Origin of the sequence: Pseudomonas sp. S5D5, assembly GCF_003013355.1 — a bacterium.
In the GTDB taxonomy this organism is placed as follows: domain Bacteria; phylum Pseudomonadota; class Gammaproteobacteria; order Pseudomonadales; family Pseudomonadaceae; genus Aquipseudomonas; species Aquipseudomonas aylmerensis.
The window spans coordinates 826749-853592 of the sequence record NZ_PTEO01000001.1 but is presented as its reverse complement, the minus strand read 5'-3'; the positions used below and the strand labels follow the sequence as shown (position 1 = coordinate 853592).

Genomic DNA, 26844 nt, shown 5'->3' with positions numbered 1-26844 from the left:
TGAGGTCATGAGATGACTTCGGAAGGGCTATCAATGGGGTAGTCCTGGATGTGTGTCGTGAAGGCCTCGTTGCCGGCGATCACCATGATGCATCATCCAACAGCTCTACAGCCAGCTCAACGTCTTGCGGAAAATGAAGCAGAATACCCTGAACTTCATTTAGACACCGAGAGGTAAGGACACGATGGCAACCACAGGAATCGACTGCGACGATGAACTCTTCGCCAGCCTGCTCAGCGCCAAGCCCGATGAAGTGGACATGCTGGTGGACATCATCACCGACTTCTCCCGAGGCCGCGCTGGTCTGGACGCGGACGTCAAGAAGCGCCTGGTACAAGCCAAGCATAGCTCCAGACCTGTCGGCTACGATCAACAGCAGCTTGAGCTGCTGGGGCACGAACTGCAGCAATTCGGCGGCCATTCGGCGATGAATCTGGCACGCCGGTACCTGAAAAAGACCGCTGTGTCCTATGCCGAAATCGTCAACGATGTTTATCAGAAGCTCAACGGTAGCGATGCAGCGAACCGGTCCGTCGCTGACAAGGAACGTCAGATCACCTTGGCGCTGTTCGGTAACAGCTGGCGCGAACTAGCACCTGACGTTCGCTACAAGCGAGCCACCAGCGCCAAAGTGCTGGCTGGGCTGTTCAACCTCAAGGACGCACTCTCAATAAGTTCTGGCTCCGCGGTCGGTCTATCGGCAGCAAGCAGCGCGGCGTTGTTCACGGTGGCAACCACGGGGCTTCGCCTGAACCCCATCGGCGCCATAGCCACGGCTGGCTTCGGGCTGCACAGCAGCGTCGCCGAAGCCTACAGGGTCACCGTACCATTTGTGGCCCAGATGGGCTGGATTCGCCTGCGCCGCGAAGCGCCCACGGCACCTTCACCGGCGCCGACCAATGCAGTTCCCGCCTCCACGCCGGGCAATTCAGAGCTGGTCGTGCAAAACGGCCGGGGTGAAACACTACTAAAACTCAACACGCTGCAACGACCGCCTGCAGGCGAACATCGTCCGCTACCCACCGACCAGATCAGCGCGCTGAACCCGCTGCTGGCAAACGTACCGGGGCTTGCCGCGTTAGGGGAGATGTCCAGGGGCAACTATGTAGTTTGTAGCCTGCCCTTCGAGACTTTGACCAAAAACGCCAACAACGATGGCAGCGTCAGGGCTTTCGTCCGTACGGGTGGCAAGATCAGCGAGCAGGCCAGCCTGTCATTGCCTGAAGAGCTGCAGAACGTGTTGCTGAGCGGCGCGGTGTGGAACGCGGTGTCCTCAGCTATGGGCCAGAAGCACTTGCACGATATCAACGAGAAGCTGAACGCCATCAAGCGCCAGCTCGACAGCGTGCTGCGCGAAATGGACGAGGTCCGTTGGGAATCGCTCGCCGGAATGGTCGACTATACCCAGGACCTTCTCGACCATTACGCGCAAGACGGCATTAGTCACTACGCCGTGCAGACCCTCGAAAGCCAGCACAGCCAGATCACGGCGCTGAGGCAATTCTTCGACCGCAAGATGAAAGACGAGCTGGACATCGCCCAAGCTATCGAGGCTGACAAATTGTTTGGCGCAGACAGTGCCCGCAAAGCGCTCAAAGGTAGCCTGGCGAAGCTGGACGGTTGGGTGAGCGGCTACCTGCAAGCTGCTCAGTTGCAGGTAGTGAGCATTGCTTTGCGCTACATGGCTGACCCGCAGCAGCGTCACCGCAGCGCTGCAGCCAAGGTACTCGAAAGCATTGGCCAGCTCGACGCTATCGCTACCCAGAGTCGCAGTGTGTACAGCTCGCAGATGGAACTGACCAGCTCACGAGTATTCAGCCTCGACAGCACGTTGAGCCAAAGCTTCACGACGCAACTGGACAGCATTGCGGAGGTGCTAGCAAAAGGCCCTCTCGACACCCGTCAACTGCACCAATCGCTGTTCAACCTAGGTGAACAACAAGTGTTGCTACGTTATCAAGATGGCCAGATCGCTGAGGCGCAGCTGCTAGAGCGGGCTATTTGATCAAAGGGGGGCAGCACCATTAACCGCAGATTGCTGTGGCGACGCAGGCAGCGGGCGAGGGGGGTGTCAGAAATTTTGTGTTTGGGCATAACAGGGGCTCGCTCACGAGCCCCGCTGCGCCAACTTACGGTCCGCGGCGCACAACCCCAAACTTACTTGCGCAGCAGTTCATGCCTGAAACGCGCCTCCAGGGACGGTATTTCCAGCAGCACATCCTCGTCCTCCCAAACATCGTAAGAACGAACAGTGTCGATGTTGCCGGCTAGGAATTCATCATCGAAGGGAGCATCTTCATCGATCTCCTCATGCAGCGACGATGTGTACCCTTTAATCCACAGCTTGCGTTTTTCGGCACTGATTACGTAGCCCGAGGTGTATTCACCACCCGCCAAGCGCACAGGCTCTGCTGTGCCTTTGCGGCTCAAAGCAGTAATTGCAATAACCAGGTGCGCCAATTCATCCATGTCTGGGCAGACGAACTCATGGAATGCCGGCCAAAACTCCCTGTCACCGTCAGAGGCTCGCCAGCCTTTGTTATCGTTGACCTGGCTAAGGTCCTCATAGGGGTGCGAATGGAACGTACCAATCAGCTCCAGTTGCGGCCAATATTCGCCGAAGAAATCCCGCTTCATCGCAATGGACTCGAAATCTGGCCGTACCCAGTCGGTGTGCCTTAGGGCCGATGTCTCGACGGTTGCCACGACCGCGACCAGGCGAGCTGGCAGGCCATTACGAACCGGTAACGCGTACCCCCACAGCAAGCCGAACGTTTCAAGATTCTTGTTGCTTCGCCCACGCACATGCGCCCGATGCGACACCTCGTAAGCCTCGATAGCCGAGGTGAGCAGCTGCGGTAGAACATGATCCTCGACAATCACCTGTGTTCGCATTTTTCCTCCCTGAGGGTTCCTGGTGGCCCGAAAATTCTTGTGCACACTGGGTCTATCATCCGTGCGCATAATGGCAAATTGCCTTAATGCTATCGCGTTTCCAAGTTCGAATAACGGGCAACCAAGAAATCAACGCGCATTCGCCTGCTCCACATGCAAGCTCAGCGAGCGCTGCAACTCTTGAACACGCTTGCGCTCGGCTTGCAGGGTCCGTTTGAGCTCGCGATTTTTACTCTCAAAGATGCGCGCCCAGCTCTATGCCTCGCGGCAGCGGCTGAAGCCCTCCCAAAGATCGCGCAGCTTGATGTACTGCAACAGCATCACCGGCAGGATGACGCCGATCATTCCCATTGCGCTCAGCGCATCCCAGTCATAGGTACTCATATTGACTCTCTCCAAATGCGGCAATATGCCTTCATGCCATAGAGAAGATATGTAGCGTTTTACGACATGACCAGGGTGTAGACCCATACAGGTAAAGTATCGGCACACATGGGAGAACTATGAAACGCAAGCAATTCCGCTGGGACCTGGCACTACGCTATCGCCTGATCGAAACCGTGGCCTGGTGGGAAGGCCGGCTGACCACGGGCCACCTGATGCAGAGCTTCGGTATCAGCCGCCAACAGACGTCGAAAGACATCAGAACCTACATCAGCGAACATGTGTCAAAAAACTTGACATATGACAAGCGGATCAAGGGCTATGTGCCGTCGCGCACCTTCAAGCCGCGCTTCATCGACCTCAGTGCCAGCGCCTACCTCGACCTGCTGGCGCAGAACAGTGAACGTGCACCGCACATTGAGGGGTTGAAGCTGGCGTATGCGCACACGCTTATGCTGCAGGTGCAGGATCGCAGTATTCAGCCGGAGATTCTCAGGCCACTGCTGCAGGCATGCCGCAAAGGCCTGCGACTGGAAGTGGAATACATTTCGCTGGCCAATCCCGAGCCAGAAATACGTCTGATCGAAACCCATACGTTGATGCACACGGGGATCCGCTGGCATGTGCGGGCTTAATGCGAAAAGAACGGTGCATACCGTGATTTCGTGCTCAGCCGCATGCGCGGCCAGCCAGACCAGCTGGAGGACAATGGCAACGGCATCGAAGGCGATACAGTCTGAAACAATGAGGTATCGGTGATCCTGGAACCTGACCCGCAACTCGACGCCGCGCAGAAGGCGATCATAGAGGGTGACTATGGCATGCTAAATGGCCGACTGGAGATCCCGAGCCGGCAAGCGTTGGTCAAGTATGTGCTGCAACGCTATCAAATCGACTCCAAGAACCTGGCCCCTAAGCCAGAAGCGCAGCAGGTCGTGATCGCCAACTTGAACGCGCTGAAGCCTTGGCTCTACGACTGATTCAACGCGCTCGTTGCATCCCATAACCACGAAAACTGCACTCAAGGAAGAAACACACTCATGACAGCCGTATCTCCCTCCACAACCATCCCGCAAAGCCCATCCCCCGCTTCACCGCCCGACCCCTCAGCCTCCAGCAGCCCCCGGCAAGCCCTATTCAAACTCCTCGCCGATATCAAATGGTGGCTGCCGGTGGTTTCAACGCTTATCTCAATCTCACTCCTTACAAAGTACCTCTGGGTAATCCATCACCCCGAGTTGATCCTGAGTTCGTTAGGTAACCCCTCAAACCTAGTTGCCTGGTTATTCTTCAGCCTGCTGATACTCGCGTCGCTGCTGCTCATCGTATCGGTGCCGTCTTTGGTCTTCACGTTGAGCATGTCTGTATGCACCGTTGACAGAGAGCTGGAGAAGAGGCTCGCCTTACGCTTTGGCCTCATCGTAGGCGGGGGCTATCTACTGCTATCGCTCAACCTGCTGGGGGCCCTCTTTGATCACACCATGGCCCCAGGCTACTTCTTCCCTATCGTCGTAATCGCTGCCGCTTGTGCCGTGATAGTCCTGCTTCGCCGCGATGCACCCCTGCACAACAAAGTACTGGAGCTACCGCCTGGTCCCCGCAAACCCTCGCATCGCAAACTCTATTACACAGCCCTCGTTGGCTGGCTAGGTACGCTGCTAGCGTTTACTTCGGTGAGTGGAGTCATGCCCGCCCAGCTAGCCATCATGACGTGGCGAGGCGGAGAGAGCGGGGAAGAGGCATTCGGGGCTATCGCTCTCTGCTTACTGATAATGTGCCTCTACCTAGCGCCAGTCCTCGTCTTTTATCTGACAAACGGCAATGCGATGCAGCGCACCGGCCGAGCCGCACTGGTGATACTCGGGTGCATCTTCGTCAATGCCATGCTGTTGCCGGCCCTCTTGGACCTGTGGGTTTATTCCGCCGCCAATCTGATCAAAATTAGGGACAGTACCGAGCTGAGCTATGTGTTGAACGAAAAGGATTATCCGAAGGAGGTATTCAGTAGCGCCCCGTGGCAACTGGAAAGCTACGAGGGGCCGAATGGTTTGTACAGCGTCAGGGCGTTTCGTCAGTTCCGCTTCGGCGATACGTTGTTGATCTGTCCCGCTAGCTACCGAAATATCGCTTTGAAAGAGATCGACAGCTACGCACATCGCTGTATTGCGTTGTCCGAGGCCAAGGTGCATGTAGCCGCTCCTGTATTAAGCAAGGGTGTCGCGACGGTAGCCAAGCCTGATTGACCCTGCCCCATGCCTACCCACGTTCCGGTGTTGATTGAATACCGGAACTGCCAATCTGTTAGCTGCCGCAGAAAAAACTGCTCAGAAAGCACCTCCATCCGAATCCAGACTACGCTGCATTCCAACTGGTATTCCAAGCAAGTTGACCAATAAACTATTAATTAGAAAAAACAGATAGACCGACTTGTTTCAAATTACCCCGGCCCACCAATTCAAAGCATCGACAAAACCCGCCCAGTGCGGGTTTTGTTGTTTCTGCTGCATGGAAATCCCCCTCGCTGACACCTCACTCCGCCCCGCAATAAAGGCCAGGTACGCCCGCGGCTCGAGAAAAACCGGCACGCGCCCCTTGCTCAGAATCCGTACGAAGGTGTCCTGCGCCAGGCCAGGGACTGATCCTGGCCGTCGAGCTCGCGCCGCAGCAACTGGGCGTAGAGCTCGCCCACAACAGGGTGGACGGAAGAGGATTAGGCCATCAGCGTGATTCCGGGGGACGACCAAGGAAAGTCACACACGATAATATTTCTCATAGAGACAGGTTGGGCGTTTCTCGCCATACCATCCCCGTCTGGAATCCGCCCGCACTTCCCATTACCCTGACCGCCTCTATCAGACAACCGGAAGTCCGATACCCGTGCTGAAGCCCCTCGTCGTTCTCACCCTCGCCTGCGCCCCAGTGCTTGCAACCGCCGCCGACCTCGCTGGCGTCTGGACGGGCACTTTGGGCAAATCCGCGATCACCGTCTGTTTCAACGGCGCCCACGGCGCCAATGGCAGTTACTACTACCAACGTATTCTCACGCCCATTCAGCTGACTCAGGCCAATGCCAGTGAGCCGTGGGTGGAAGAAGGGCAAACCGGCTTCTGGCAGTTGGACGACCCGCAAGACGACTCGCTGACCGGAACCTGGAGCAAAGCCCTGGGTGGTAAAAGCCTGGCGTTGGTGTTGAAACGCGCGGACGCCGACGGGTGCGCGAGCGACACCTACAACCTTCCTCTTGAAGCCACGCCGCCTGCGGTAAAGGTCGAGAAGAAGACCTTCGCCGAGCATGCCTATCAAGTGAAGACCCAAGGTGGGCAGGTCATCCTGAAACTTGAAGGCGACGGGGAAGCGATCGATAAGATCAACCGCGACCTCGCGCGCATGGCCATCAATCCAGAGGGCCAGACCGACTTCTACCGGGAGCGACGCAACTCACTGGACCAGAGCGGCGGCACCACGACCAGCGAGATCACGGTGGAGCCATCGTACTGGTCGGCGCACTGGATCACTGTGCGTTTCTATCGCTGGTCGGCGGGCTACGGACGCGGTGGCATCAGTTGGGGCCTGCACAGCTGGAACCTGCAAACCGGCGAAAAGGTCGACCCGTGGACGTGGCTGGGAGGCCGCGAGCAATGGGACAACCCCTACTCGGGCCAAGTCAAACTGCCCGCCCACTTCAGCGCGTGGCTGGCCAAACAGACCACCACCGACGAAGGGTGCCCGGCGGTGACCAGCTATTCCACGTTCGATTTGAGCTTCAACACCCAGGGCCTGCAACTCTCGACACCCGCCCAAGGCGACGGCTGTGACAACGAGCTGAGCTTTACCTGGGAGCAACTGGAGCCGGTGCTCTCGACGCAAGGCAAGGCGGCAGTCCCCAGTTTGAAGGCACCGTGAGGGTCTGGGTGCACTTTAAAAAAATCCGACACTCGTTCACGAAATATTCAGAAACGCCGACGGATACTAGCCAATTGCAATGACCGTTCCCCCGGACGGTCCTCCTGCCTTGGTAGCCAGAATCCATGACGCGTCCCGCTCCTTTGCTGTTGCTGCTTGCTGGTCTGTTGTTCTTCTTTGCCTTGGGCAACCATGAGTTGCAAGGGTCCACCGAAGCCCGTGTCGCCGGGATCGCCATGGCCATGCACCTGGACAACAACTGGGTGGTGCCGCAGTTGTTTCGCGAGCCCTTCCTGGAAAAACCGCCGCTGAGCCTGTGGATCGACGCCGGGGCGATTCGCCTGTTCGGCGGGACCACCTGGGCGGTGCGCCTGGCCTCGGCCTTTGCCGGGTTGTTCAGCGTGATGCTGCTCTACGGCATGCTGCGCACGTTCGGACGGCCGAAGACGCTGGCGTTCAGTGCCGCCTTGATCCTCGCGACCATGGCCAGTTACTGGGGCAATGTGCGCGGCGTGGGTGAGGACTCGCTACTGACCCTGGGCGTCACCACCGCGCTGCTGGCTTTCTATCAGGCGATGCGGCCCGAATCCGAGCGTCAAGGCGGCAACGCCTGGCCCTGGGCCCTGTTTACCGTGGGGATGGTCATCGCCACCTTGAGCAAGGGCGTGCTGGGCCTGGCGATGCCGGGTATCGTGATCTTCGTGTACCTGGCCAGCACCAGCCTGATGGACAAACGCCTGCGCATAGGCGACTGGCTCAAGCCGGCCTTCTTCACTTTGCTGGCGCTGATACCGTTGATGATCTGGCTGGGCTTCCTGTTCCAGCGCGGCGGCATGCAGGCGGTGGGAGAAGTGTTGTGGACCAACAGCGTCGGGCGCTTCAGCGGCTCGTTTGTCGAGGCGGGCCACTACGAGCCGATCTACTACTACATCGCGAAGCTGCCCGAGGCGTTCCTGCCCTGGAACATCCTGGTGTACCTGGGGCTGTGGCATTTCCGTAAAAGCCTGGTGCGCAACCGTTACCGCCTGTTCTTCAGCGTGTGGCTGGTGGCGCAGTTCACCCTGCTGACCTTCGCGTCGAGCAAACGCACGGTGTACTTGATGGCGCTCACGCCAGCCGCCGCCGTATTGGCGGCAGAATATGCACGGGTGCTGCTGGAATGGCTCAAGACCCACAAACCGGGGTTGTATAAACACCACACCAGGCTGGTGGGCGGCGTGTTCACCCTGGCCGTCGCCTGCTACCTGATAGCCGCCTTCTGGTTCGCGCCCAAAGCCGACGTGCGCCAGTCGTTCGTGCCGTTGATCAGTCAGATCCAGGCACTGCAAGCCGAAGGCAAGGAGGTGGTGTTGTTTCAGCCCAACGAGCGGATTGCCGGCGCCAGCGTGTTCTACACCCAGGCCTATCTGCCGATCCTGCAGACCGAAGCCGAGCTTCAGCGCTTTTTGACCGCCAGGCCCGGCAACGTTGCGCTGCTGGACCACACCAACGATTTAACCACCAAGGTCACGGTCATCAAGGAGATGGCGATCAACCGCCAGCCTTACTACTTCATCGAGCAGTAAGGCCGGCGCGGGGCATCAGTGCTTGGTGACCTTGTCCAGGTAACCCATGGCAAACGCCGAGACCACGAAGGTCATGTGGATGATCACGTACCACATCAGGTGTTGCGGATCGACGTTCTTGGCGTCCATGAAGATGCGCAGCAGGTGGATGGAGGAAATCGCCACGATGGACGCCGCGACTTTCATCTTCAGCGACGAAGAGTCCATGGTGCCCAGCCAGTTGAGCTTTTCCTTGTTGTCGTCGATGTCCAGCTGCGAGACGAAGTTCTCGTAGCCGGAAATCATCACCATCACCAGCAAGCCACCGACCAGGGCCATGTCGATCAACGACAGCAGCACCAGGATGAGCTCGGACTCGGCCATCGAGAACACGCTCGGCAGCAAGTGAATCACTTCCTGGAAAAATTTCAGCGCCAGCGCCAGCAACCCGAGGGACAAGCCGAAATAGATCGGCGCCAGCAGCCAGCGCGAGGCGTACATAGCATTTTCGATAAAGCGTTCCATTGGATCTCACACAGCTTGGCTAAAAATGGCGGCGAGTATACCAGCCGCTACCAAACACCTGTAACCGCGAGAAAACTGACCTGTGCGGCATCTGTAAGAGAATTTTTCTGCTAGTGTCGAGCCCATCAACTCGGCTCCATGACGTCGGACAGGAAGAATTCAGATGATGGATGTGCGATCCCCTTTGGCCAGTCTCGGCCTGTGCGCGGCATTGCTGCTGGCCAGCGGCTGCTCCCCCAGCGATGAGCAGAAGCAGACCACCCTCGAAGAGAAAACCGCAAAATTCGAACACTCCCTCGACAGCATCCAGGACCCCAAACTGCGCGATGCCATCGCCGACCTCGGCGGCTCGCTGCTGTTGCTGGAACGGGCGCGGGTCAAACTCGCGACCAAGCCCATCGAAGCCGAATACGGCGAAGACAGCCTGGCCCTGCTCAAGCATTACCCCACGCCACAGGCGCTGGTGGACACCTACATCAATGGCCTGTTCGTGCTGCGCAAGGCCTCGCACTCCGACTACCTGACGGATCTGCAGCCGGTCTTCCCGTTCAACTTCAACACCCCCGAGCAATTCCCCTTTCCCCATGGCCTGGAGTGGCAGTCGGTCACCTTGAGCAACAACAAGGTCGTGCCGTTTCAGCCCGAATGGTCGGAAACCGATCCGGGCATCCAGCTGAGCCCCAGCAGCTCCAACCTGACCAACCCGGATGACCTGACGGTGACCTACCCGTTCATCGATGGCATCGAGACAGAAAACAAAAGTCAGCCGCAGCCGGTCCGCCTCAAAGGTACGGTGGAAGTGGTTGCGCCGGGCAAAGTGCTGACGTTCGACCTGTCGAAAAAGGACGTGGGCCACAAGCGCACCGAAGGCAATATCACGGTCAACCTGGTGCTTCTGGAAAAAAACTACGCCGAGATCGAGCTGACCAACAGCCAACCGCTGGCGCCGGAAGTCGGCGACGAGTCGCCCAACCCCCTGCTGGTGCAGGCACGCGACAGCACCGGGCAATTCCTCACACGCTCCGGCTCAATCAACGAAAGCGCCGCGCAAGTCGAGTTCTATGAGAAGCAACTGGCCGAGATGCAAAAGCAGAAGGCCTGGTCGGATGCGTTTGAAAAACAGCTGACCGATGAGCAGAAAGCCTTCGAACACAAGCAGACCAGCCATTACGCCAAGGTGTATTTCAACGGCCTGATCGACAACCTGCAGATCAACGTGCTGGATTTCTCCACGGCCACGCTCACTCGCAAGGACCTCGACCTGCCGGTTCAGCGCTTCGACAAGAACAGCCTGGAAAAGACCGTCCAAGCCTTGCCCATGCCGGTCACCGTGTATGACGACGGTGCCGCCAGCTGGCTCAAGGACGCGACCATGACTGAGGATCAACTGAAAAACAGCGTCACCATCAGCCAGTCCGTCGAAGACGCCAGCGCCGCACATATCGTGTTCGACCATCCGTTCACGTTCAATGACGACCTGGTCGGCAGCGAGCGTAACAGCAGCGAATCACCGGTAACTTTCTTCACCGCTGACGACAAAGGTGAACGCGGCGAGCCGATCGAGTTGCCCACCGAAGCGTTTGAACTGAACCCGGCGCGCGGCACCCTCACCTACGACCTCAACCTGTTCCCGGAAAACCCGGCGTACGTGGTGGGCTCGATTCCGCTGTTCCTGGCCACCATCCAAAAGGCTGAGATTGACGTCGCCAAACTGCCCAAGGGGCTGTCGCTCAAGGACAACGCGCTGATTGTCGACCAGAAGGAATTCCCCGCCGACAGCTGGCGCTTCTACGCCAAGGACGCGAGCGGCAACTACCTCAAGGAAATTCTCGGCGTGAGCCACCGCGCCGAGGAATACGGCACGGCGATGTTTGACGTGCATTACTTCTACGGCCAGCCCACTGCGCTGGAAAGCTACCAGCGCACCGACCTGAGCACCGTGCAGTACGGCTTTGAGGTCAAGTTGGACAAGCCCGAGAGCAAGTAATCCGGCTAAAGCGCCAGGCGCTCGTGCCCACCGTTGAGTTGCCGCAGATGGGCCTGCAGGTGCAGGCACCAGATCTGCGGGTCATCCGCCAGTTCATAGCCGTGCAGGGTCAGGCTTTCGACGATCGATTGCAGAATGGTTTCGGCGACGAAGGGCCCATGAAACGGGCCCTGGGACTTGATGGTGGAGGGCTGCTCGCCAGTCATTCCGGCAGCAAACAGCAGGGTCCACAGCCCGTTATCCCCCGCGAGAGGGCGAATGGAGCATTCGATACGGGTGACCAGGCCCAGGCATTGGCGGGTAAGGCAAAGGTTGCGCGGCATGGCGGCGACCCTCGGTAGATCGGTGTTCAACCTCAGCCGATGGCGAGGCTGTTTCTATCCAGCGACTCCTGTGGATATCCCTTGATCAGAGAATAGAATAAAACCAGTGCAAACCAAGGTTGTAGGGACCAACGGGCGTTGGGCCTCTGTAGACGAGTCAAAAATGTGGCGATTTTATCGGTGTTCCAAGGCACCGTTGTTCCCATGCGGAAGCCAGTGTCGAGCTTTAGCGAGGCTGCGAAGGCGGCGGCATTGCTGGCGTTTTCTGCGCCTGAGACACCGCTTTCGCAGCCTCGCTAAAGCTCGACAACTCCCACAGGGGATTGCGGTGTCGGCCTGATTTCAATCCCCTAGGTGAATCGCAATATCCGGCGCGACGCAGCCCAAATGTGGGAGATGTCGAGCCCCAGCGAGGCTGCGAAGGCGGCGGTATTGCTGGCATTTTTCTTCGCCAGGCACACCGCTTTCGCAGCCTCGCTAAAGCTCGACAGCTCCTACAGGGGATTGGAGGTGCCCCGTTATTTCAATCCCCTGGGTGATCGCAATATCCGACGCGACGCAGCCCAAGTGTAGGAGCTGTCGAGCCCCGGCGAGGCTGCGAAGGCGGCGGTATTGCTGGCATTTTTCTTCGCCAGGCACACCGCTTTCGCAGCCTCGCTAAAGCTCGACAGCTCCTACAGGGGATTGGCGGTGCCCCGTTATTTCAATCCCCTGTGTGATCGCAATATCCGACGCGACGCAGCCCAAATGTGGGAGATGTCGAGCCCCGGCGAGGCTGCGAAGGCGGCGGCATTGCTGGCATTTTCTGCGCCTGAGACACCGCTTTCGCAGCCTCGCTAAAGCTCGACAGCTCCTACAGGGGATTGGCGGTGTCTGCCTGATTTCAATCCCCTGGGTGATCGCAATATCCGGCGCGAAGCAGCCCAAGTGTAGGAGCTGTCGAGCCCCAGCGAGGCTGCGAAGGCGGCGGCATTGCTGGCATTTTCTGCGCCTGAGACACCGCTTTCGCAGCCTCGCTAAAGCTCGACAGCTCCTACAGGGGATTGGCGGTGTCGGCCTGATTTCAATCCACGGGTGATCGCAATATCCGACGCGACGCAGCCCAAGTGTGGGAGTTGTCGAGCCCCGGCGAGGCTGCGAAGGCGGCGGTATTGCTGGCATTTTCTGCGCCTTGCACACCGCTTTCGCAGCCTCGCTAAAGCTCGACAGCTCCTACAGGGGGTTGGCGGTGTCGGCCTGACTTCAATCCCCTGGGTGATCGCAATATCCGGCGCGACGCAGCCCAAGTGTAGGAGTTGTCGAGCCCCAGCGAGGCTGCGAAGGCGGCGGTATTGCTGGCATTTTTCTTCGCCAGGCACACCGCCATCGCAGGCAAGCCAGCCCCCACATTAATCGCGTTTCAACAGGACAATCAGGTCGGCTTGGCTTCGGCCAAGGCCTGTTGCGCCAGCTCCTTCTCCGCTTCTTTCAAGTCGTCTTCACTGATCATCTCGGCAATCGCACGCAACCGCTCGACCACGCGCGCATTGACCGTACCTTCCGGGAACTGGCCTTCTGCGTCCGGCTCACCGGCGTCCTCGCCCACCAGCAGGCTCAGCGCTTCATCCGCCTGGCGCACTGCATAGATGTGGAATTGCCCATCGCGCACGGCCTGCAAGACCTTCTCATCGAGCATCAGCGTGGCAACGTTGGCCTGGGGAATGATCGCGCCCTGTTCGCCGGTCAAACCGCGGGCTTCGCACAGGCGGAAGAAGCCTTCGATCTTCTCGTTGACCCCACCCACCGCCTGCACTTCACCGAACTGGTTGATCGAGCCGGTGATCGCAAAGCACTGCTTGAGCGGCGTCTTCGACAACGCCGAGATCAAGGTGCAGGCCTCGCCCAGCGACGCGCTGTCACCGTCCACGTAACCGTAGGACTGCTCCAGCGCGATACTCGCGGAGATCGCCAGCGGGAATTCCTGGGCATAACGGCTGCCCAGGTAACCGGTGAGGATCATCACGCCCTTGGAGTGGATCGGCTGCCCGAGGTTGACTTCACGCTCGATGTCGACAATGCCGCTGCCGCCCGGATACACCGTGGCGGAAATCCGCGCCGGCACACCGAATGCAGAATCCCCCACTTCCAGGACCGTCAGCCCGTTGCACTTGCCGACCGCCGCGCCAGCGGTGTCGATCAGGATCACCCCGGCGAGCATGTCGTCGAGGATCCGCGCCGACACACGTCCCGTCCGCGTGGCCTTGGCCTTGAGCGCGCGTTCGATGTGGCCGGCATCCGTCATCTCGTCGCCGGCCAGGTGCCGGATAAAGTCCGCCTCGCTGACCAACTGGAACAAGTCGCCAATCCGCGCCGACAAGCGCCCCTGGTGTTCGGCCAGTCGGGCGCTGTAGGTCGCCAGGCGCGCAACCGCGTCGGAGGTCAGCGGCGCCATGCCCTCTTCCGAGGTGCGGGTCTTGAGCAACTGGGCAAACTGCTCCAGGCTCTCGTCGACCATCGGGATGTCTTCGTCGAAATCCACCAGTACCCGGAACATCTCCTGGAAGTCCGGATCGGCGTCCTGCAGCGCGTAGTACAGCTGGCGCGAACCGATGATGATCACCTTGACCTGCAACGGGATCATTTGCGGGTTGAGGGTCACGGTGGCAAGGCGCCCCAGCTCACCCAGCGGCGATTCCATCTTCAGCTTGCGCGACTGCAGCGAACGCTTGAGGGCGTCCCATACAAACGGCTCGCCGAGCATTTTCTCGGCTTCCAGGATCAGGAAGCCGCCGTTGGCCCGATGCAAGGCGCCCGGGCGCAGCTGGCGATAAGTCGTGTACAGCGCGCCCTGGTCGGTGCTGTATTCGATACGGCCGAACAGGTTGTCGTAGGTCGGGTGCGGCTCGAATACCACCGGCGCGCCGCCGTTGACCGGATGGCCGACCACCAGGCTTGGGCAGTACTGCTCTTCCAGCAGTTTGCGCGCCTGGGCGTCAGTCTTCGCGTCGTCAACCAACTGCTCGACCACGGTTTTGAGCAGGTACACCTGCATGGCTTGCAGATAGCCGCAGACCGCGGCGTTTTCCGCGTACTTTTCCGACAGCGGTGCGAGCAAAGGCTGCAGCGCCAGGGTGATGGTTTCTTCGTTGAACTGGCGCAGCTGGTTATTCGACTCGCGCTTCCACTGCGGCAGGCTCGCGAGTTCTTCGTTGAGACGCTCCTCCAGCTCGGAAATATCCGTGTGGAAGCGCTCGCGATCGGCTTCCGGCAACTGCGAAAACTCCGCCTCGTCCAGCGCCTTGCCGTCGAGCATCGGGGTAAACGCGATGTTGGTGCTGTCACGGTACAGCGCCACGTCCTTTTCCAGGGCCAGGCGCTCGATCACGTCCAAGGCCTTGTCGTAGCGCTGGTTGAAGGCACGGTCGATGGCGCTTTTGCGCTGTTGATAAGTCGGGTGCTCGAACACCGCCGGGAAGGTCGCGACCAGGTTATCCACCAGGCCATTGATATCGGCAATGAACGCCGCCGCCGCGCCGCCTGGCAATTCCAGGGCACGCGGTTCGCGCGGCTCATCGAAATTATTCACGTAGACCCAGTCCGCCGGGGTCTGCAGGCGCTTGCCTTCGGCTTTCAGGTAGCGTTTGACGAACGAAAAGCGGCCGGTGCCCGGCTCGCCCATGACAAACACGTTGTAACCGGGGCGTGGCATGGCCACACCGAACTGCAAGGCTTCAACCGCACGTTCCTGGCCAAGCACACCGCGAAAGGGCTCCAAATCATTGGTGGTCGAGAAGCTGAACTGTTCAGCGGAGAAAGGGCGAGTCAGCGCTTCGGGCGCTAGACGCAAGCTGGCAGCAACAGGATCAGGCATCGGGCTTCCTTACATCAGGCGGGGCAGATGACGGCATTCTGGCTCCCGGTTACGCGCTATGGCAAGGCGCGCCTGTGGGAAAGCATAGACGCGGGATGCGTCCTACAAAAAAATCGCGACAACGCTGATTGTTTTATAAAAACACACGGAACCCTTGGAACGTGCCTAAACTCCAAACTGCGCGGGTTGGACTAATAACCGATCCCTAGGGCGCTACGAAGTGCCTGAACCCTTGTCCATTGGTTTGCACACAAAGAGAACAAAGCTATGAAACGGATCCTTCTTGGTACTCTCTTCACCGTTGTCTCCCTCAATGCCATGGCTGAAGCACCAGGTGGCCCGAACTGCGGTTGGGGCAACATGTTGTTTGAAGGCCAGCGCGGTACTCCAGCGCACTTCCTGGCTTCCACCACCAACGGTACCTCCGGTAACGCCACCTTCGGCATGACCTCGGGCACCAACGGTTGCAGCACCAACAGCGCCCTGACCTACGGCGGCAAATCGTGGATTGCCATGAATGGCATGATGAACGAGCTGTCCGAAGACATGGCCAAAGGCAATGGCGAAGCACTGACCACCTACGCGGTGGTACTGGGCGTTGCACCGGAAGATCGCGAGCACTTCGCGGCCGTTACCCATGAGCACTTCCAGCAGATCTTCAGCAAAGCTGACGTGACCGCTGACGACGTGCACAACAACACCCTGGCTGTACTGAAAAGCGATGCCCGTCTGGCGAAATACGCAACCCAGGCTTAAGCTCGACCCGCCCGCGCCTCTCGAGGCGCGGGTTTTAATTTTTGGACCCGCCCCCCTTTGGGTCTCACTTTATCCGACTTAAGTTGCCCCTATGCTCAAACGCTTTGCCTGGCTGGCACTCTTCGCTTGCGCCCCGCTGTTCGCGGCCCCGCATCTTGATGATCAACGTTTGCAGCAATTGGCCAACGACCCGTTCTGGTTGTCCCTGGGCCACTACGAAGCCGGCAAGATCAGCGGCTGGCGCAGCTATGTCAGCGACAAGAAGTTCTTCCTCGCCCCCGATGGCGCCCACCACCCGGACGCGGAACTCAAGGCCACCGTCGAAGCACTGTACCTGCCGGCCAGCCTCGGTGAGAAACACGCCCAATGCGTTTACCCCGCACGTACCCGTTGGCTCAAGGATCAGTTGCACCTGACAGACCTGCCCGCCGTGGACTGCAAAGAATTCAAGCAATGGTTCAAGGACGTCGCGCCCCACAGCGCGGTCATGATCTTCCCGGCGGCGTACCTCAACAGCCCGTCGTCGATGTTCGGCCACACCCTGCTGCGCATCGACCAGGCGGACGTGCAAAGCAACAACACCGCCCTGCTCAGCTACGCGATCAACTTCGGCGCCTACATCGAAGGCTCGGACAACAGCATCCTCTACGCCTGGAAAGGCCTGATGGGCGGCTACCCCGGCCTGTTCGCCCTGGTGCCCTACCAGGAAAAACTCTCCGAGTACCGTAGCCTGGAGAACCGTGACCTGTGGGAATACCGCCTGAACCTGACCCAGGTCGAGACCGAGCGCATGGTCGAACATGTGTGGGAACTCAAGCAGATCCAGTTCGACTACTTCTTCTTCGACGAAAACTGCTCCTATCGCCTGCTGGAACTGCTGCAAGTGGCGCGCCCTGGCCTGCGTCTGACCGAGCAGTTCCCGCTCACGGCCATCCCCACCGACACGGTCAAGGCGGTAAAAGACGCAGGCCTGGTCGAGAAAATCGACTATCGCCCCTCTCGCGAACGTGAACTGCTGGAGCGCGCCAAACCGCTGGACAGCGACGAGCAGCAATGGGTATTGAAGGTCAGCGACGACCAGAAACAATTGCAGGAGCCCGCCTTCAAAGCCCTGCCCCGTGACCGACAAGCCCTGATCATCGACGCCGCCTATCGCCTCGGCCGCTACCGCGCCAACGGCCTGGAACGCGACACCGAACGCTCCCAGCGCAGCTTCGAACTGCTGCGGGCGATCAACCAGAACCCCGCGCCCGACCTGAAAATCGTCCCGCCTGGCTTGCCGGAAAACGGCCATGAATCACGCACTTGGCAAGCCGGTATTGGCACCCGTGGCGACAAGGCGTTCGGTGAATACGGCCTGCGCATGGCCTACCACGACCTCAATGACAACGCCGAGGGCTTCCCCCTTGGCGCGCAGATCGAGATCCTGCAGATGAAACTGCGCCAGTACGAAGGCAATCACTGGCAACTGCAGCAACTGGACCTGGCGACCATTCGCTCGCTGACCCCGCGCAATGCCTTGCTGCAGCCGTGGTCATGGCAAGTCACCGGCGGCCTGGAGCGCGTCCCCGGCAAGCACGACGACGAAACCCTGGTCGCCCACGTCAACGGCGGCGCCGGCGGCACCTGGCAACTGAGCGACGACATGCTCGGCTTCGCCCTCGGCACCGTGCGCGTGGAACACAACAACGACTTCAGCGAAGCCATCTCCCCGGCAGCCGGTTTCAACACCGGCGTACTGTGGAAAAACCCGCTGGGCAACCTGAGCCTGGAAGCCAAGGGCGATTTCTTCACCAACGGTGAAGTGCGCCGCAGCCTCAGCCTCAACCAGCAATGGGAACTGTCCCGCAACCTCGGCCTGCGCCTGAGCGCCCAGCGCGAGTACAGCCACCTGTCGACGCCGGTCAATGAAGTGATGCTCGAAGTGAAGTGGTATCACTACTGACCAGAAGCTGGCGATGATCAAAATGTGGGAGCCGGGCTTGCCCGCGATAACGGTGTATCAGCAAGGGTCAGGCTGACTCACACACCGTCATCGCCGGCACGTTTTGGATTCGCCCACGTCTTTCTCACCTCCCTTTCACACCTCCCCGACAAATCCCCTTCTAGACTCTCCCTATAAGCCGTGAAACGGCCAGGGAGTACGCCATGTGGCGGTATGCGCTAATGCTGTGTGCGGTGGTGTGGCTGGCGGGTTGCCAATCCACTCATCAGGAGTTGTTGGCCAAGGGTTATCCACCGGCGTTCGCCGACGGTTTTGATGATGGTTGCAGCAGTGGTCGCCAGGCCGCTGGGGTGATCACCGGGGAGTTTCGCAAGAATGTGCCGCGCTACCTGAAAGACCGCCAGTACGCCGAAGGCTGGGAGGATGGCTTCCGTCAGTGCAAGGCCATGCGAGAGAACGAAGAGTTGCGCGACTACAAGGACAATCACTGGGATGACCGCGAACGTGCGTGGCAGCAGGAGAAGGACAGAGACGCAGCCAGGGCGTATCGCTCGCAATAGGTCTGCTTCGACCTTACCGGCGGATACGCAGGACGTGGGAACGATCGTGCGGCGAACATGGCCCAAACTCCATAGGAGGAGCATGTCATGAGCCGAGCTTTCGTAAACGAAGATAACGCTGCCGCCCAGGCCGACCAGCCGGTGGAGCGCCAGGTCAGCGAGCAACCCAATCGCCTCACCGCGCAAGGGTTGGCGCAGTTACAGGCCAAAGTCGCGCAGTTGCAGCACGAATACAGCCTCGAATCTGCCAAAGACGATAAGCAGCGCCAGGCGGATCTCGAGCGCGATCTGCGCTACTTCAATCAGCGCGTGCAGAGCGCCCAAGTGGTGCCACCGGCCAAGTCTACCGACAAGGTGCAGATCGGCAATTGGGTCACCTTTGCCAACGAGCAGGACGAGCAGCAGCGCATCCAATTAGTCGGTGAAGACCAGGCCGACGCCACCGCCAACCTGATCAACTGGGGCTCGCCGCTGGGCCGCGCGTTACTCGGTGCCCAGGTCGGCGACGAAATGCTGTGGAAGCGCCCCGTCGGCGATCAGTTGATCGAAGTGCTGGTGATCGAACCCGAGGCCTAGACGATGCCTTGCGCGAGCATCGCATCGGCGACTTTGACGAAGCCCGCGATGTTCGCGCCCTTCACATAGTTGATCCGACCGTTTTCCTCGCCGTAATGCACGCAGGCATGGTGGATCGACTGCATGATGTTGTGCAGCTTGCTGTCCACTTCACCGGCAGTCCACAGCAGGCGCATGGCGTTCTGCGACATTTCCAGGCCGCTGACGGCTACGCCGCCGGCATTGGACGCCTTGCCCGGCGCGAACAGAATGCCCGCCTCGATAAAGATATCCACCGCCGCCAACGTGGTCGGCATGTTGGCGCCTTCGGCCACGCAGATGCAGCCGTTGCGCAGCAGGGTGCGGGCCGCTTCGGCGTCGAGTTCGTTCTGCGTGGCGCAGGGCAGCGCGATATCGCAGGCCAGCTCCCAGGGGGTCTTGCCTTTGCGGAACTCCAGGCCAAAACGCTCGGCCAGCTCGCTGATACGGCCGCGCTGTACGTTTTTCAGTTCGAGCAGGGCCGACCATTGCTCTTCGGTCAAACCGCTTTCGGCGTACAAGGTGCCTTCGGAATCGGACAGGGAAACCACCTTGCCGCCCAGGTCCATCACCTTGCGCGCCGCGTATTGCGCCACGTTGCCGGAGCCGGAAACGGCCACGCGCTTGCCTTCGACCCGCTGGCCATTGCGCTTGAGCATTTCCTCAGCGAAGTACACGCAGCCGAACCCGGTGGCTTCCGGGCGGATCAGGCTGCCGCCGTAGGTCATGCCCTTGCCGGTCAGTACCGAGGTGAACTGGTTGCTCAGGCGCTTGTACTGGCCAAACAGGAAACCGATTTCACGGGCACCCACGCCAATATCGCCGGCCGGCACGTCCACGTCGGCGCCGATATGGCGGTACAACTCGCTCATGAAGGCCTGGCAAAAGCGCATGACTTCGGCGTCGCTCTTGCCCTTGGGATCGAAGTCCGAACCGCCCTTGCCGCCGCCCATGGGCAAGGAGGTCAGGGAATTCTTGAAGGTCTGCTCGAAGGCGAGGAATTTGAGTACGCCCAGGTTCACCGACGGGTGGAAGCGCAGGCCGCCCTTGTAGGGGCCGATGGCGCTGTTCATCTGGATGCGAAACCCGCGATTGACCTGGACCTTGCCATGATCATCCACCCACGAGACCCGGAAGGTAATCGCGCGCTCCGGCTCGCAGATGCGCTCCAGGATGCCCGAGGTCAGGTAATGGGGGTTGGCTTCAAGAAACGGCCACAAGCTGCGTAGGACTTCTTCTACCGCCTGGTGGAATTCCGGCTGGTCGGGGTCGCGTTTCTTGAGGCGCGAAAGGAAGGATTCGACAGATTCGATCATGGAGAAGTCTCGGCAAATTGATTGTTTTTAAGGGAGATTGAGCCGGACATTAGCAATTCATGCTGCACCTGAAAAGCGCAAGATGTCGCTTTTGTGAATTTAAATGGTGCATTGGATATAAATAAATCGGCTTTTTTGCACCAAGAAAGGGATTTCAACCTGAAGCATGCACCAGCCTTTAAACCGCTATCGCAGGCAAGCCAGCTCCCACATTTGACATGTGTTCCCACTTTGGAATGCGGTCGAATGTGGGAGCGGGCTTGCTCGCGAATGAATTCAACTCGGTGTGCCTGAGTAACACGCAAAAAAAACGGAGCCCGAAGGCTCCGCTTTTTAACCACCAACCCGAATCAGGCCAGTTTCTTGTGACGCACACGGTGCGGCTGGGCAGCAGCATCGCCCAAACGCTTTTTACGGTCGGCTTCGTACTCGGTGTAGTTACCTTCGAAGAACACCGCTTGGGAGTCGTCTTCGTACGCCAGGATGTGGGTCGCGACGCGGTCAAGGAACCACCGATCGTGAGAGATCACAATGGCGGCGCCCGGGAAGTCCAGCAGGGCTTCTTCCAGGGAGCGCAGGGTTTCAACGTCAAGGTCGTTGGACGGTTCGTCGAGCAGCAGGACGTTGCCGCCCTCTTTCAGGGTCAGGGCCAGGTGCAAGCGACCACGTTCACCACCGGACAGGTCCTTGACGAACTTCTGCTGGTCGCCGCCCTTGAAGTTGAAACGACCGACGTAGGTACGCGACGGGATTTCATAGTTGCCGATGCGGATCTGGTCGGAACCGTCGGAAATCTGCTGGAACACCGTCTTGCTGCCGTCGAGGTCGTCGCGGCTCTGGTCAACGCAGGCCAATTGCACGGTTTCACCGATCTCGATGCTGCCGGAGTCCGGGGTTTCCTTGCCCATCAGCATGCGGAACAGTGTGGATTTACCCGCACCGTTACCACCGATAACGCCGACGATCGCGCCTTTTGGCATCGAAAACGACAGGTTGTCGATCAGCACGCGGTCGCCATAGCCTTTGGAAACGTTCTTGAACTCGATGACCTTGTCACCCAGGCGCGGACCAGCCGGGATGTAGATCTCGTTGGTTTCGCTGCGCTTCTGGAATTCCTGCGATTGCATTTCTTCGAAGCGTTGCAGACGTGCCTTGGATTTGGACTGGCGGGCCTTGGCGCCTTTGCGCACCCACTCCAGTTCTTCCTTCATGGCTTTTTCGTGGGCCGATTGCTGCTTGGATTCGGCGGCCAGACGGTCGGACTTGGCTTCCAGCCAACCGGAGTAGTTGCCCTCGTAAGGGATACCGGCGCCACGGTCGAGCTCGAGGATCCAGCCGGCGACGTTGTCCAGGAAGTACCGGTCGTGCGTGATCGCAACCACGGTGCCCGGGAAATCGTGAAGGAAGTGTTCCAGCCAGGCGACGGAATCGGCGTCCAGGTGGTTGGTCGGTTCGTCGAGCAGCAGCATGTCGGGAGCCGACAGCAGCAGGCGGCACAGGGCCACACGGCGCTTCTCACCACCGGACAGGTGTTCGACCTTGGCGTCCCACGCCGGCAGGCGCAGCGCATCGGCGGCGACTTCCAGCTGGCGCTCCAGGTTGTGACCGTCGCCGGCCTGCAGGATGGCTTCGAGCTTGGCCTGTTCGGCGGCGAGCTTGTCGAAGTCGGCATCCGGTTCGGCGTAGGCGGCGTAGACCTCGTCCAGGCGCGCCTGGGCGTCCTTGATCACGCTGACGGCCTCTTCGACCACTTCACGCACGGTCTTGGCCGGGTCCAGCTGCGGCTCCTGCGGCAGGTAGCCGATGTTCAGCTCGGGCATCGGGCGGGCTTCGCCTTCGAACTCGGTGTCGACGCCGGCCATGATTTTCAGCAGCGTGGACTTACCCGAACCGTTGAGGCCGAGCACGCCGATCTTGGCGCCGGGGAAGAAGGACAGCGAAATGTTTTTCAGGATTTCCCGCTTCGGCGGAACAACTTTTCCCAGCCGATGCATGGTGAAGACGTATTGAGCCATGGTGAACCTAGCGTCAGTGACTGATGAATTGAGCGGGCGAAGCCCGTGCCAGGCCATGCGCCGCGCGGGCCGTTGACGGTAATCAATGCCTGCGTGCGGAAAAAGCCTGAATGTCTGGGGCTGGAACGCCCCCGCGTAACCGGCAAAGCTACCTGAATGCGCTGGGCCAGTCCAGCCAGGCGGGGCTGGCACTTTGCCACAAGTCAAGGCATGCTAGCCGCCCTCCGGGCGTCCGGCTTATAGTGCACGTCGCGCGCCAGTCCAGCCAAACCGCAGGATCACAGCTTGTCCAAAGTCACGCCGCCCACTCCCCTGCGCGCCGCTCATATAGCGCCGGGAGCGCCCCTGCACGGCACCCTCAAAGGCGCGTTGGCGACGCTTGTCCTCATGTTGCTCGCATTATTGTTCTGGCAACTGCTGGACCAGTTGCAGCAGAACCAGAAGAACCAGCAGCAATACACCATCGACTACAGCGCCGACCTGGCTGAGCAGATCAGCCTGAATATGGGCCTGAGCGCAAAAATCGCCCTGAACCTGCTGCCGATGGTCGAGCCACCGCGCGACAGCGAACAGCAACAGGCATTGATGCGCACCCTGCAACGTTCGCTGCCGGAACTGCGCAGCATCGCCCTGCTCGCCCCCAGCGGCGCGATGATCAGCGACAGCGCCAACGACAGCCAGGACGGCCCCTGGCTAGAAGAACTGGTGCAGCGCAGCCACGCCCAGTCCTACTACCTGAGCAACAACAACGACGGCGCCATCATCTATCTATTGCTGCACCAGCCCAGCGGCGGTTCCAGGATGTACTGGGTGCTGCGCCTGGCACCCAATTACCTGACCAGCCTCACCCGCCAGGACGGCCAGGGCCAGCGCCCCATGTGGGCCATCGAGAACCGCATCAACCACCGTGTCATCAGTCGCGACAGCGGCATGCCGGCCCAGTGGGCCAGCGCCCTCACCCCCGACGAATTGAATAAAAGCGTGCTGGTCACGCCCCTGAGCAAAAGCGACTGGCAATTGCGCGGGCTGTTCGACCGCACCGCCGTGCTGGAACAACTGCTGCCGGCGTTCATCGGCAAATGCCTGCTGGGCCTGGCGTTTTCCCTGATCCCGGTGATCGTGCTGCTGAACATGCGCCGCCGCCAGCGCCAGGTGCATGAGGGCCGGCGGCGCTACCAGGATATTTTCGAAGGCACCGGCGTGGCCTTGTGCGTGCTTGACCTGTCGGGCCTGAATGCCTGCTTCGACCGGGCACAGCTGCAGACCCGCGAACAGCTCAAGGCCTGGCTGCAGGACAACCCGCTCGAACGCCAGCAACTGCTCAAGGAACTGCGCATCACCGAGGTCAACCAGGTCGCGGTGCGCCTGTTGAATGTCGGCTCCTGCGAAGAAGCCTGGGAGCGGCTGGTCGATGATTGCCCGCGCAACGCCACCTCCATCGGCTACCAGATACTCGAGGCCGTGCTCACCCAACAGCACCAGCTGGAGCTGGAAATCCAGCTCAAGGACGTGGCCGGCAACGAGCAATACCTGTGGCTGGTGATGCGCCTGCCCGAGCAACAGGATGATTTCAAGGCAGTGATCCTCAGCATCAGCGATATCACCAGCCGCAAGCTGATCGAACTGTCGCTGGTGGAGCGCGAAAGCTTTTGGTCGGACGTAGTGCGCACCGTGCCCGACCACCTCTATGTGCAGGATGTGATCAGCCAGCGCATGATTTTCAGCAACCACCACCTGGGCCATACCCTCGGCTACAACAAGGCCGAACTGCAGCAAATGGGCGAGTACTTCTGGGAAATCCTGCTGCACCCCGAGGACGCCGAGCATTACCACGACTTGCGCCAGCAACAACGCGAGATCGGCTACACCACCCAACTGCAATGCCAGCTGCGCTTTCGCCATCGCAATAACCAGTGGCGACGCTTTGATATCCGCGAGCAGGCCCTGGCTCGGGACAAGACCGCGCTGGTCACGCGCATCATCGGCGTGGCCAAGGACATCACCGACCAGATCGAAGCCAGCGAATCCCTGCGCGACAGCGAACAGCGCTACCGCATGCTGGCCGAAAGCATCAGCGACGTGATCTGCTCCACCGACAGCCAGTTGGCCCTCAACTACATCAGCCCGTCGGTCAATGCCGTGCTCGGTTACGACGTGGAATGGGTGTTCAAGAACGGCTGGCAATCGATCATCGCCAACCCGCAGCAATTGACCGGCATCTACAGCCTGGTGGAACAGGTCAGCCGCGCGCTGGGCGATCCCGAGGCGCTGAACCGCCTGCGTGATGAAATACAGACCCAGCTGTTCCTGTTCGACTGCCTGCGCGCCGACGGTCGCAAAGTGCCGATCGAACTGCGCCTGGTGCTGGTCTGGGACGAGCACGGCGCCTTCGAGGGCATCCTCGGCGTGGGCCGTGATATCAGCCAGCAACGCCGCGCCGAAAAAGACCTGCGCATGGCGGCCACGGTATTCGAGCACTCCACCTCGGCGATCCTGATCACCGACCCGGCCGGCTATATCGTGCAGGCCAACGAGGCGTTCAGCCGGGTCAGCGGCTACGCGGTGACGGATGTCCTCGATCAGTTGCCGAACATGCTCACCGTCGACGAGCAACAGGAAGCCCACCTGCGCTACGTGCTCAAGCAACTGCACCAGCACAGCACCTGGGAAGGCGAAGTCTGGCTCAAGCGCCGTAACGGCGAGCATTACCCGGCCTGGGTCGGCATCACGGCGGTGTTCGACGACGAAGGCGACCTGGCCAGCTACGTGTGCTTCTTCAGTGACATCAGCGAGCGCAAGGCCAGCGAACAGCGTATCCACCGCCTGGCCTACTACGACGCCCTGACCCACCTGCCCAACCGCACGCTGTTCCAGGACCGCCTGCACACTGCGCTGCAGTCGGCCGAGCGGCAGAAGTCGTGGGTGGTGTTGATGTTCCTCGACCTCGACCGCTTCAAACCGATCAACGACTCCCTGGGCCACGCCGCCGGCGACCGCATGCTCAAGGAAATGGCGACCCGCCTGCTCGGCTGCGTGGCCGAAGACGACACCGTGGCACGCATGGGCGGCGACGAGTTCACCTTGCTCCTGCAACCACGGGTCAACCGCGAAATGGCGCTGAACCGCGCGATCCACGTGGCCGAGCAGATCCTCGCCAGCCTGGTCAAGCCGTTCGTGCTGGAAGGCCGCGAGTTCTTCGTGACCGCGAGTATCGGCATCGCCTTGAGCCCGCAGGACGGCAACGAACTGAGCCAACTGATGAAGAACGCCGACACGGCGATGTATCACGCCAAGGAACGCGGCAAAAACAACTTCCAGTTCTACCAGGCCGACATGAACGCCAGCGCCCTGGAGCGCCTGGAGCTGGAAAGCGATCTGCGCCATGCGCTGGACCAGAACGAATTCGTACTCTATTACCAGCCGCAGTTCAGCGGCGACGGCAAACGCCTGACCGGCGCCGAGGCCCTGCTGCGCTGGCGCCATCCGCGTCGCGGGCTGGTGCCACCGGGCGACTTCATCCCGGTGCTGGAGGAATTGGGCCTGGTGGTCGACGTGGGCGACTGGGTGATCAGCGAGGCGTGCCGCCAGCTCAAGACCTGGCACCAGAACAAGGTCCGCGTGCCGAAAGTCTCGGTGAACATCTCCGCGCGGCAGTTCTCCGACGGCCAACTGGGCACGCGCATCGCCACCATCCTCAAGGACACCGGCCTGCCGCCGGCGTGCCTGGAGCTGGAGCTGACCGAAAGTATCCTGATGCGCGAAGTCAACGAAGCCATGCACATCCTCGACAGCCTGAAAAACCTCGGCCTGAGCATTGCGGTAGACGACTTCGGTACTGGCTATTCGTCGCTCAACTACCTCAAGCAATTTCCCATCGACGTGTTGAAAATCGACCGTACCTTCGTCGATGGCCTGCCGTCCGGCGAGCAGGACGCGCAAATCGCCCGCGCCATTATTGCCATGGCCCACAGCCTGAACCTGGCGGTGATCGCCGAGGGCGTGGAAACCCATGAGCAACTGGATTTCCTGCGTGAGCACGGCTGTGACGAGGTGCAGGGCTACCTGTTCGGGCGGCCGATGCCGGCGAATCGGTTCGAGGCGCAATTCAGCAATGATGCGCTGTTCATGTTCGACTGAAATCCTCAGGTGATGCGGATGGCCTCTTCGCGAGCAAGCCCGCTCCCACATTCGACCGTATTCCACCTGAAGGAACCCGATTGAATGTGGGAGCGGGCTTGCTCGCGAAG

Annotated in this window: 17 protein-coding genes and 1 pseudogene; 11 read left to right on the top strand and 7 right to left on the bottom strand. The window is 60.1% G+C overall.

The features are described from left to right. The first annotated feature begins 184 nt into the window (after positions 1 to 184). Positions 185 to 2005, top strand: a complete 1821-nt coding sequence (locus tag C9990_RS04085) for a hypothetical protein (RefSeq protein ID WP_106802595.1) — start codon at positions 185 to 187, stop codon at positions 2003 to 2005. Positions 2006 to 2157: 152 nt separating this feature from the next. Here C9990_RS04085 and C9990_RS04080 read toward each other — a convergent pair whose 3' ends face one another. Together C9990_RS04080 and C9990_RS32660 are read right to left on the bottom strand one after the other, a co-directional pair. Further along, the gene (locus C9990_RS04080; protein WP_106802594.1) at positions 2158 to 2895 is read right to left on the bottom strand and encodes a hypothetical protein; all 738 of its coding nucleotides are present in this window, start codon (positions 2893 to 2895) and stop codon (positions 2158 to 2160) included. A 255-nt stretch (positions 2896 to 3150) separates the two neighbouring features. After that, positions 3151 to 3279 (bottom strand): hypothetical protein, encoded by a 129-nt coding sequence (locus C9990_RS32660; protein WP_256595049.1) that lies wholly within the window; start codon positions 3277 to 3279, stop codon positions 3151 to 3153. A gap of 119 nt (positions 3280 to 3398) precedes the next feature. Between C9990_RS32660 and C9990_RS04075 the strand changes: the two are divergent. The 4 genes and pseudogenes from C9990_RS04075 to C9990_RS04060 all read left to right on the top strand — a co-directional run bounded on the left by C9990_RS04075 (position 3399) and on the right by C9990_RS04060 (position 8747). Next, positions 3399 to 4259: pseudogene (locus C9990_RS04075) on the top strand (WYL domain-containing protein). A gap of 60 nt (positions 4260 to 4319) precedes the next feature. After that, positions 4320 to 5522, top strand: a complete 1203-nt coding sequence (locus C9990_RS04070; protein ID WP_106802593.1) for a hypothetical protein — start codon at positions 4320 to 4322, stop codon at positions 5520 to 5522. A gap of 634 nt (positions 5523 to 6156) precedes the next feature. Next, the gene (locus C9990_RS04065) at positions 6157 to 7182 is read left to right on the top strand and encodes a hypothetical protein (RefSeq protein ID WP_106802592.1); all 1026 of its coding nucleotides are present in this window, start codon (positions 6157 to 6159) and stop codon (positions 7180 to 7182) included. A 125-nt stretch (positions 7183 to 7307) separates the two neighbouring features. Continuing rightward, positions 7308 to 8747 (top strand): glycosyltransferase family 39 protein, encoded by a 1440-nt coding sequence (locus tag C9990_RS04060; protein WP_106802591.1) that lies wholly within the window; start codon positions 7308 to 7310, stop codon positions 8745 to 8747. A 15-nt stretch (positions 8748 to 8762) separates the two neighbouring features. On the opposite strand, the gene C9990_RS04055 is transcribed toward C9990_RS04060, so the two are convergent. Continuing rightward, a complete protein-coding gene (locus C9990_RS04055) occupies positions 8763 to 9251 on the bottom strand; it encodes a TIGR00645 family protein (RefSeq protein ID WP_010206662.1) in 489 nt (162 codons plus the stop codon). Between the two features lie 163 nt (positions 9252 to 9414). Here C9990_RS04055 and C9990_RS04050 point away from each other — a divergent pair, with 163 nt between their 5' ends. Next, positions 9415 to 11238 (top strand): hypothetical protein, encoded by a 1824-nt coding sequence (locus C9990_RS04050; RefSeq protein WP_106802590.1) that lies wholly within the window; start codon positions 9415 to 9417, stop codon positions 11236 to 11238. 5 nt (positions 11239 to 11243) lie between these two features. On the opposite strand, the gene C9990_RS04045 is transcribed toward C9990_RS04050, so the two are convergent. Both C9990_RS04045 and C9990_RS04030 read right to left on the bottom strand, forming a co-directional pair. After that, positions 11244 to 11561: a hypothetical protein gene (locus C9990_RS04045; RefSeq protein WP_065910216.1), complete on the bottom strand. Its 318-nt coding sequence runs from the start codon at positions 11559 to 11561 to the stop codon at positions 11244 to 11246. A 1411-nt stretch (positions 11562 to 12972) separates the two neighbouring features. Beyond that, positions 12973 to 15411, bottom strand: coding sequence for a Lon protease family protein (locus tag C9990_RS04030; protein ID WP_065910214.1), 2439 nt, complete (start codon positions 15409 to 15411; stop codon positions 12973 to 12975). A gap of 267 nt (positions 15412 to 15678) precedes the next feature. On the opposite strand from C9990_RS04030, the gene C9990_RS04025 reads away from it, so the two are divergent. The 4 genes from C9990_RS04025 (at position 15679) to C9990_RS04010 (ending at position 19248) form a co-directional block, all read left to right on the top strand. Beyond that, positions 15679 to 16167, top strand: a complete 489-nt coding sequence (locus tag C9990_RS04025; protein ID WP_016973832.1) for a DUF3015 domain-containing protein — start codon at positions 15679 to 15681, stop codon at positions 16165 to 16167. A 91-nt stretch (positions 16168 to 16258) separates the two neighbouring features. Next, positions 16259 to 18112: a DUF4105 domain-containing protein gene (locus C9990_RS04020; RefSeq protein ID WP_106802587.1), complete on the top strand. Its 1854-nt coding sequence runs from the start codon at positions 16259 to 16261 to the stop codon at positions 18110 to 18112. 203 nt (positions 18113 to 18315) lie between these two features. Further along, positions 18316 to 18672, top strand: coding sequence for a hypothetical protein (locus C9990_RS04015; protein ID WP_065910211.1), 357 nt, complete (start codon positions 18316 to 18318; stop codon positions 18670 to 18672). Positions 18673 to 18759: 87 nt separating this feature from the next. Continuing rightward, the gene (locus tag C9990_RS04010) at positions 18760 to 19248 is read left to right on the top strand and encodes a GreA/GreB family elongation factor (RefSeq protein ID WP_106802586.1); all 489 of its coding nucleotides are present in this window, start codon (positions 18760 to 18762) and stop codon (positions 19246 to 19248) included. On the opposite strand, the gene gdhA is transcribed toward C9990_RS04010, so the two are convergent. Together gdhA and ettA are read right to left on the bottom strand one after the other, a co-directional pair. After that, complete coding sequence (gdhA, locus tag C9990_RS04005; RefSeq protein ID WP_106802585.1) at positions 19245 to 20582, bottom strand: NADP-specific glutamate dehydrogenase; 1338 nt, start codon at positions 20580 to 20582, stop codon at positions 19245 to 19247. The two genes, C9990_RS04010 and gdhA, sit on opposite strands and share 4 nt — an antisense overlap. A 350-nt stretch (positions 20583 to 20932) precedes the next feature. Beyond that, positions 20933 to 22597, bottom strand: coding sequence for an energy-dependent translational throttle protein EttA (gene ettA / locus C9990_RS04000; RefSeq protein WP_025859215.1), 1665 nt, complete (start codon positions 22595 to 22597; stop codon positions 20933 to 20935). A 285-nt stretch (positions 22598 to 22882) separates the two neighbouring features. On the opposite strand from ettA, the gene C9990_RS03995 reads away from it, so the two are divergent. Continuing rightward, positions 22883 to 26734: a bifunctional diguanylate cyclase/phosphodiesterase gene (locus tag C9990_RS03995; protein WP_065910205.1), complete on the top strand. Its 3852-nt coding sequence runs from the start codon at positions 22883 to 22885 to the stop codon at positions 26732 to 26734. Positions 26735 to 26844 lie beyond the last annotated feature (110 nt).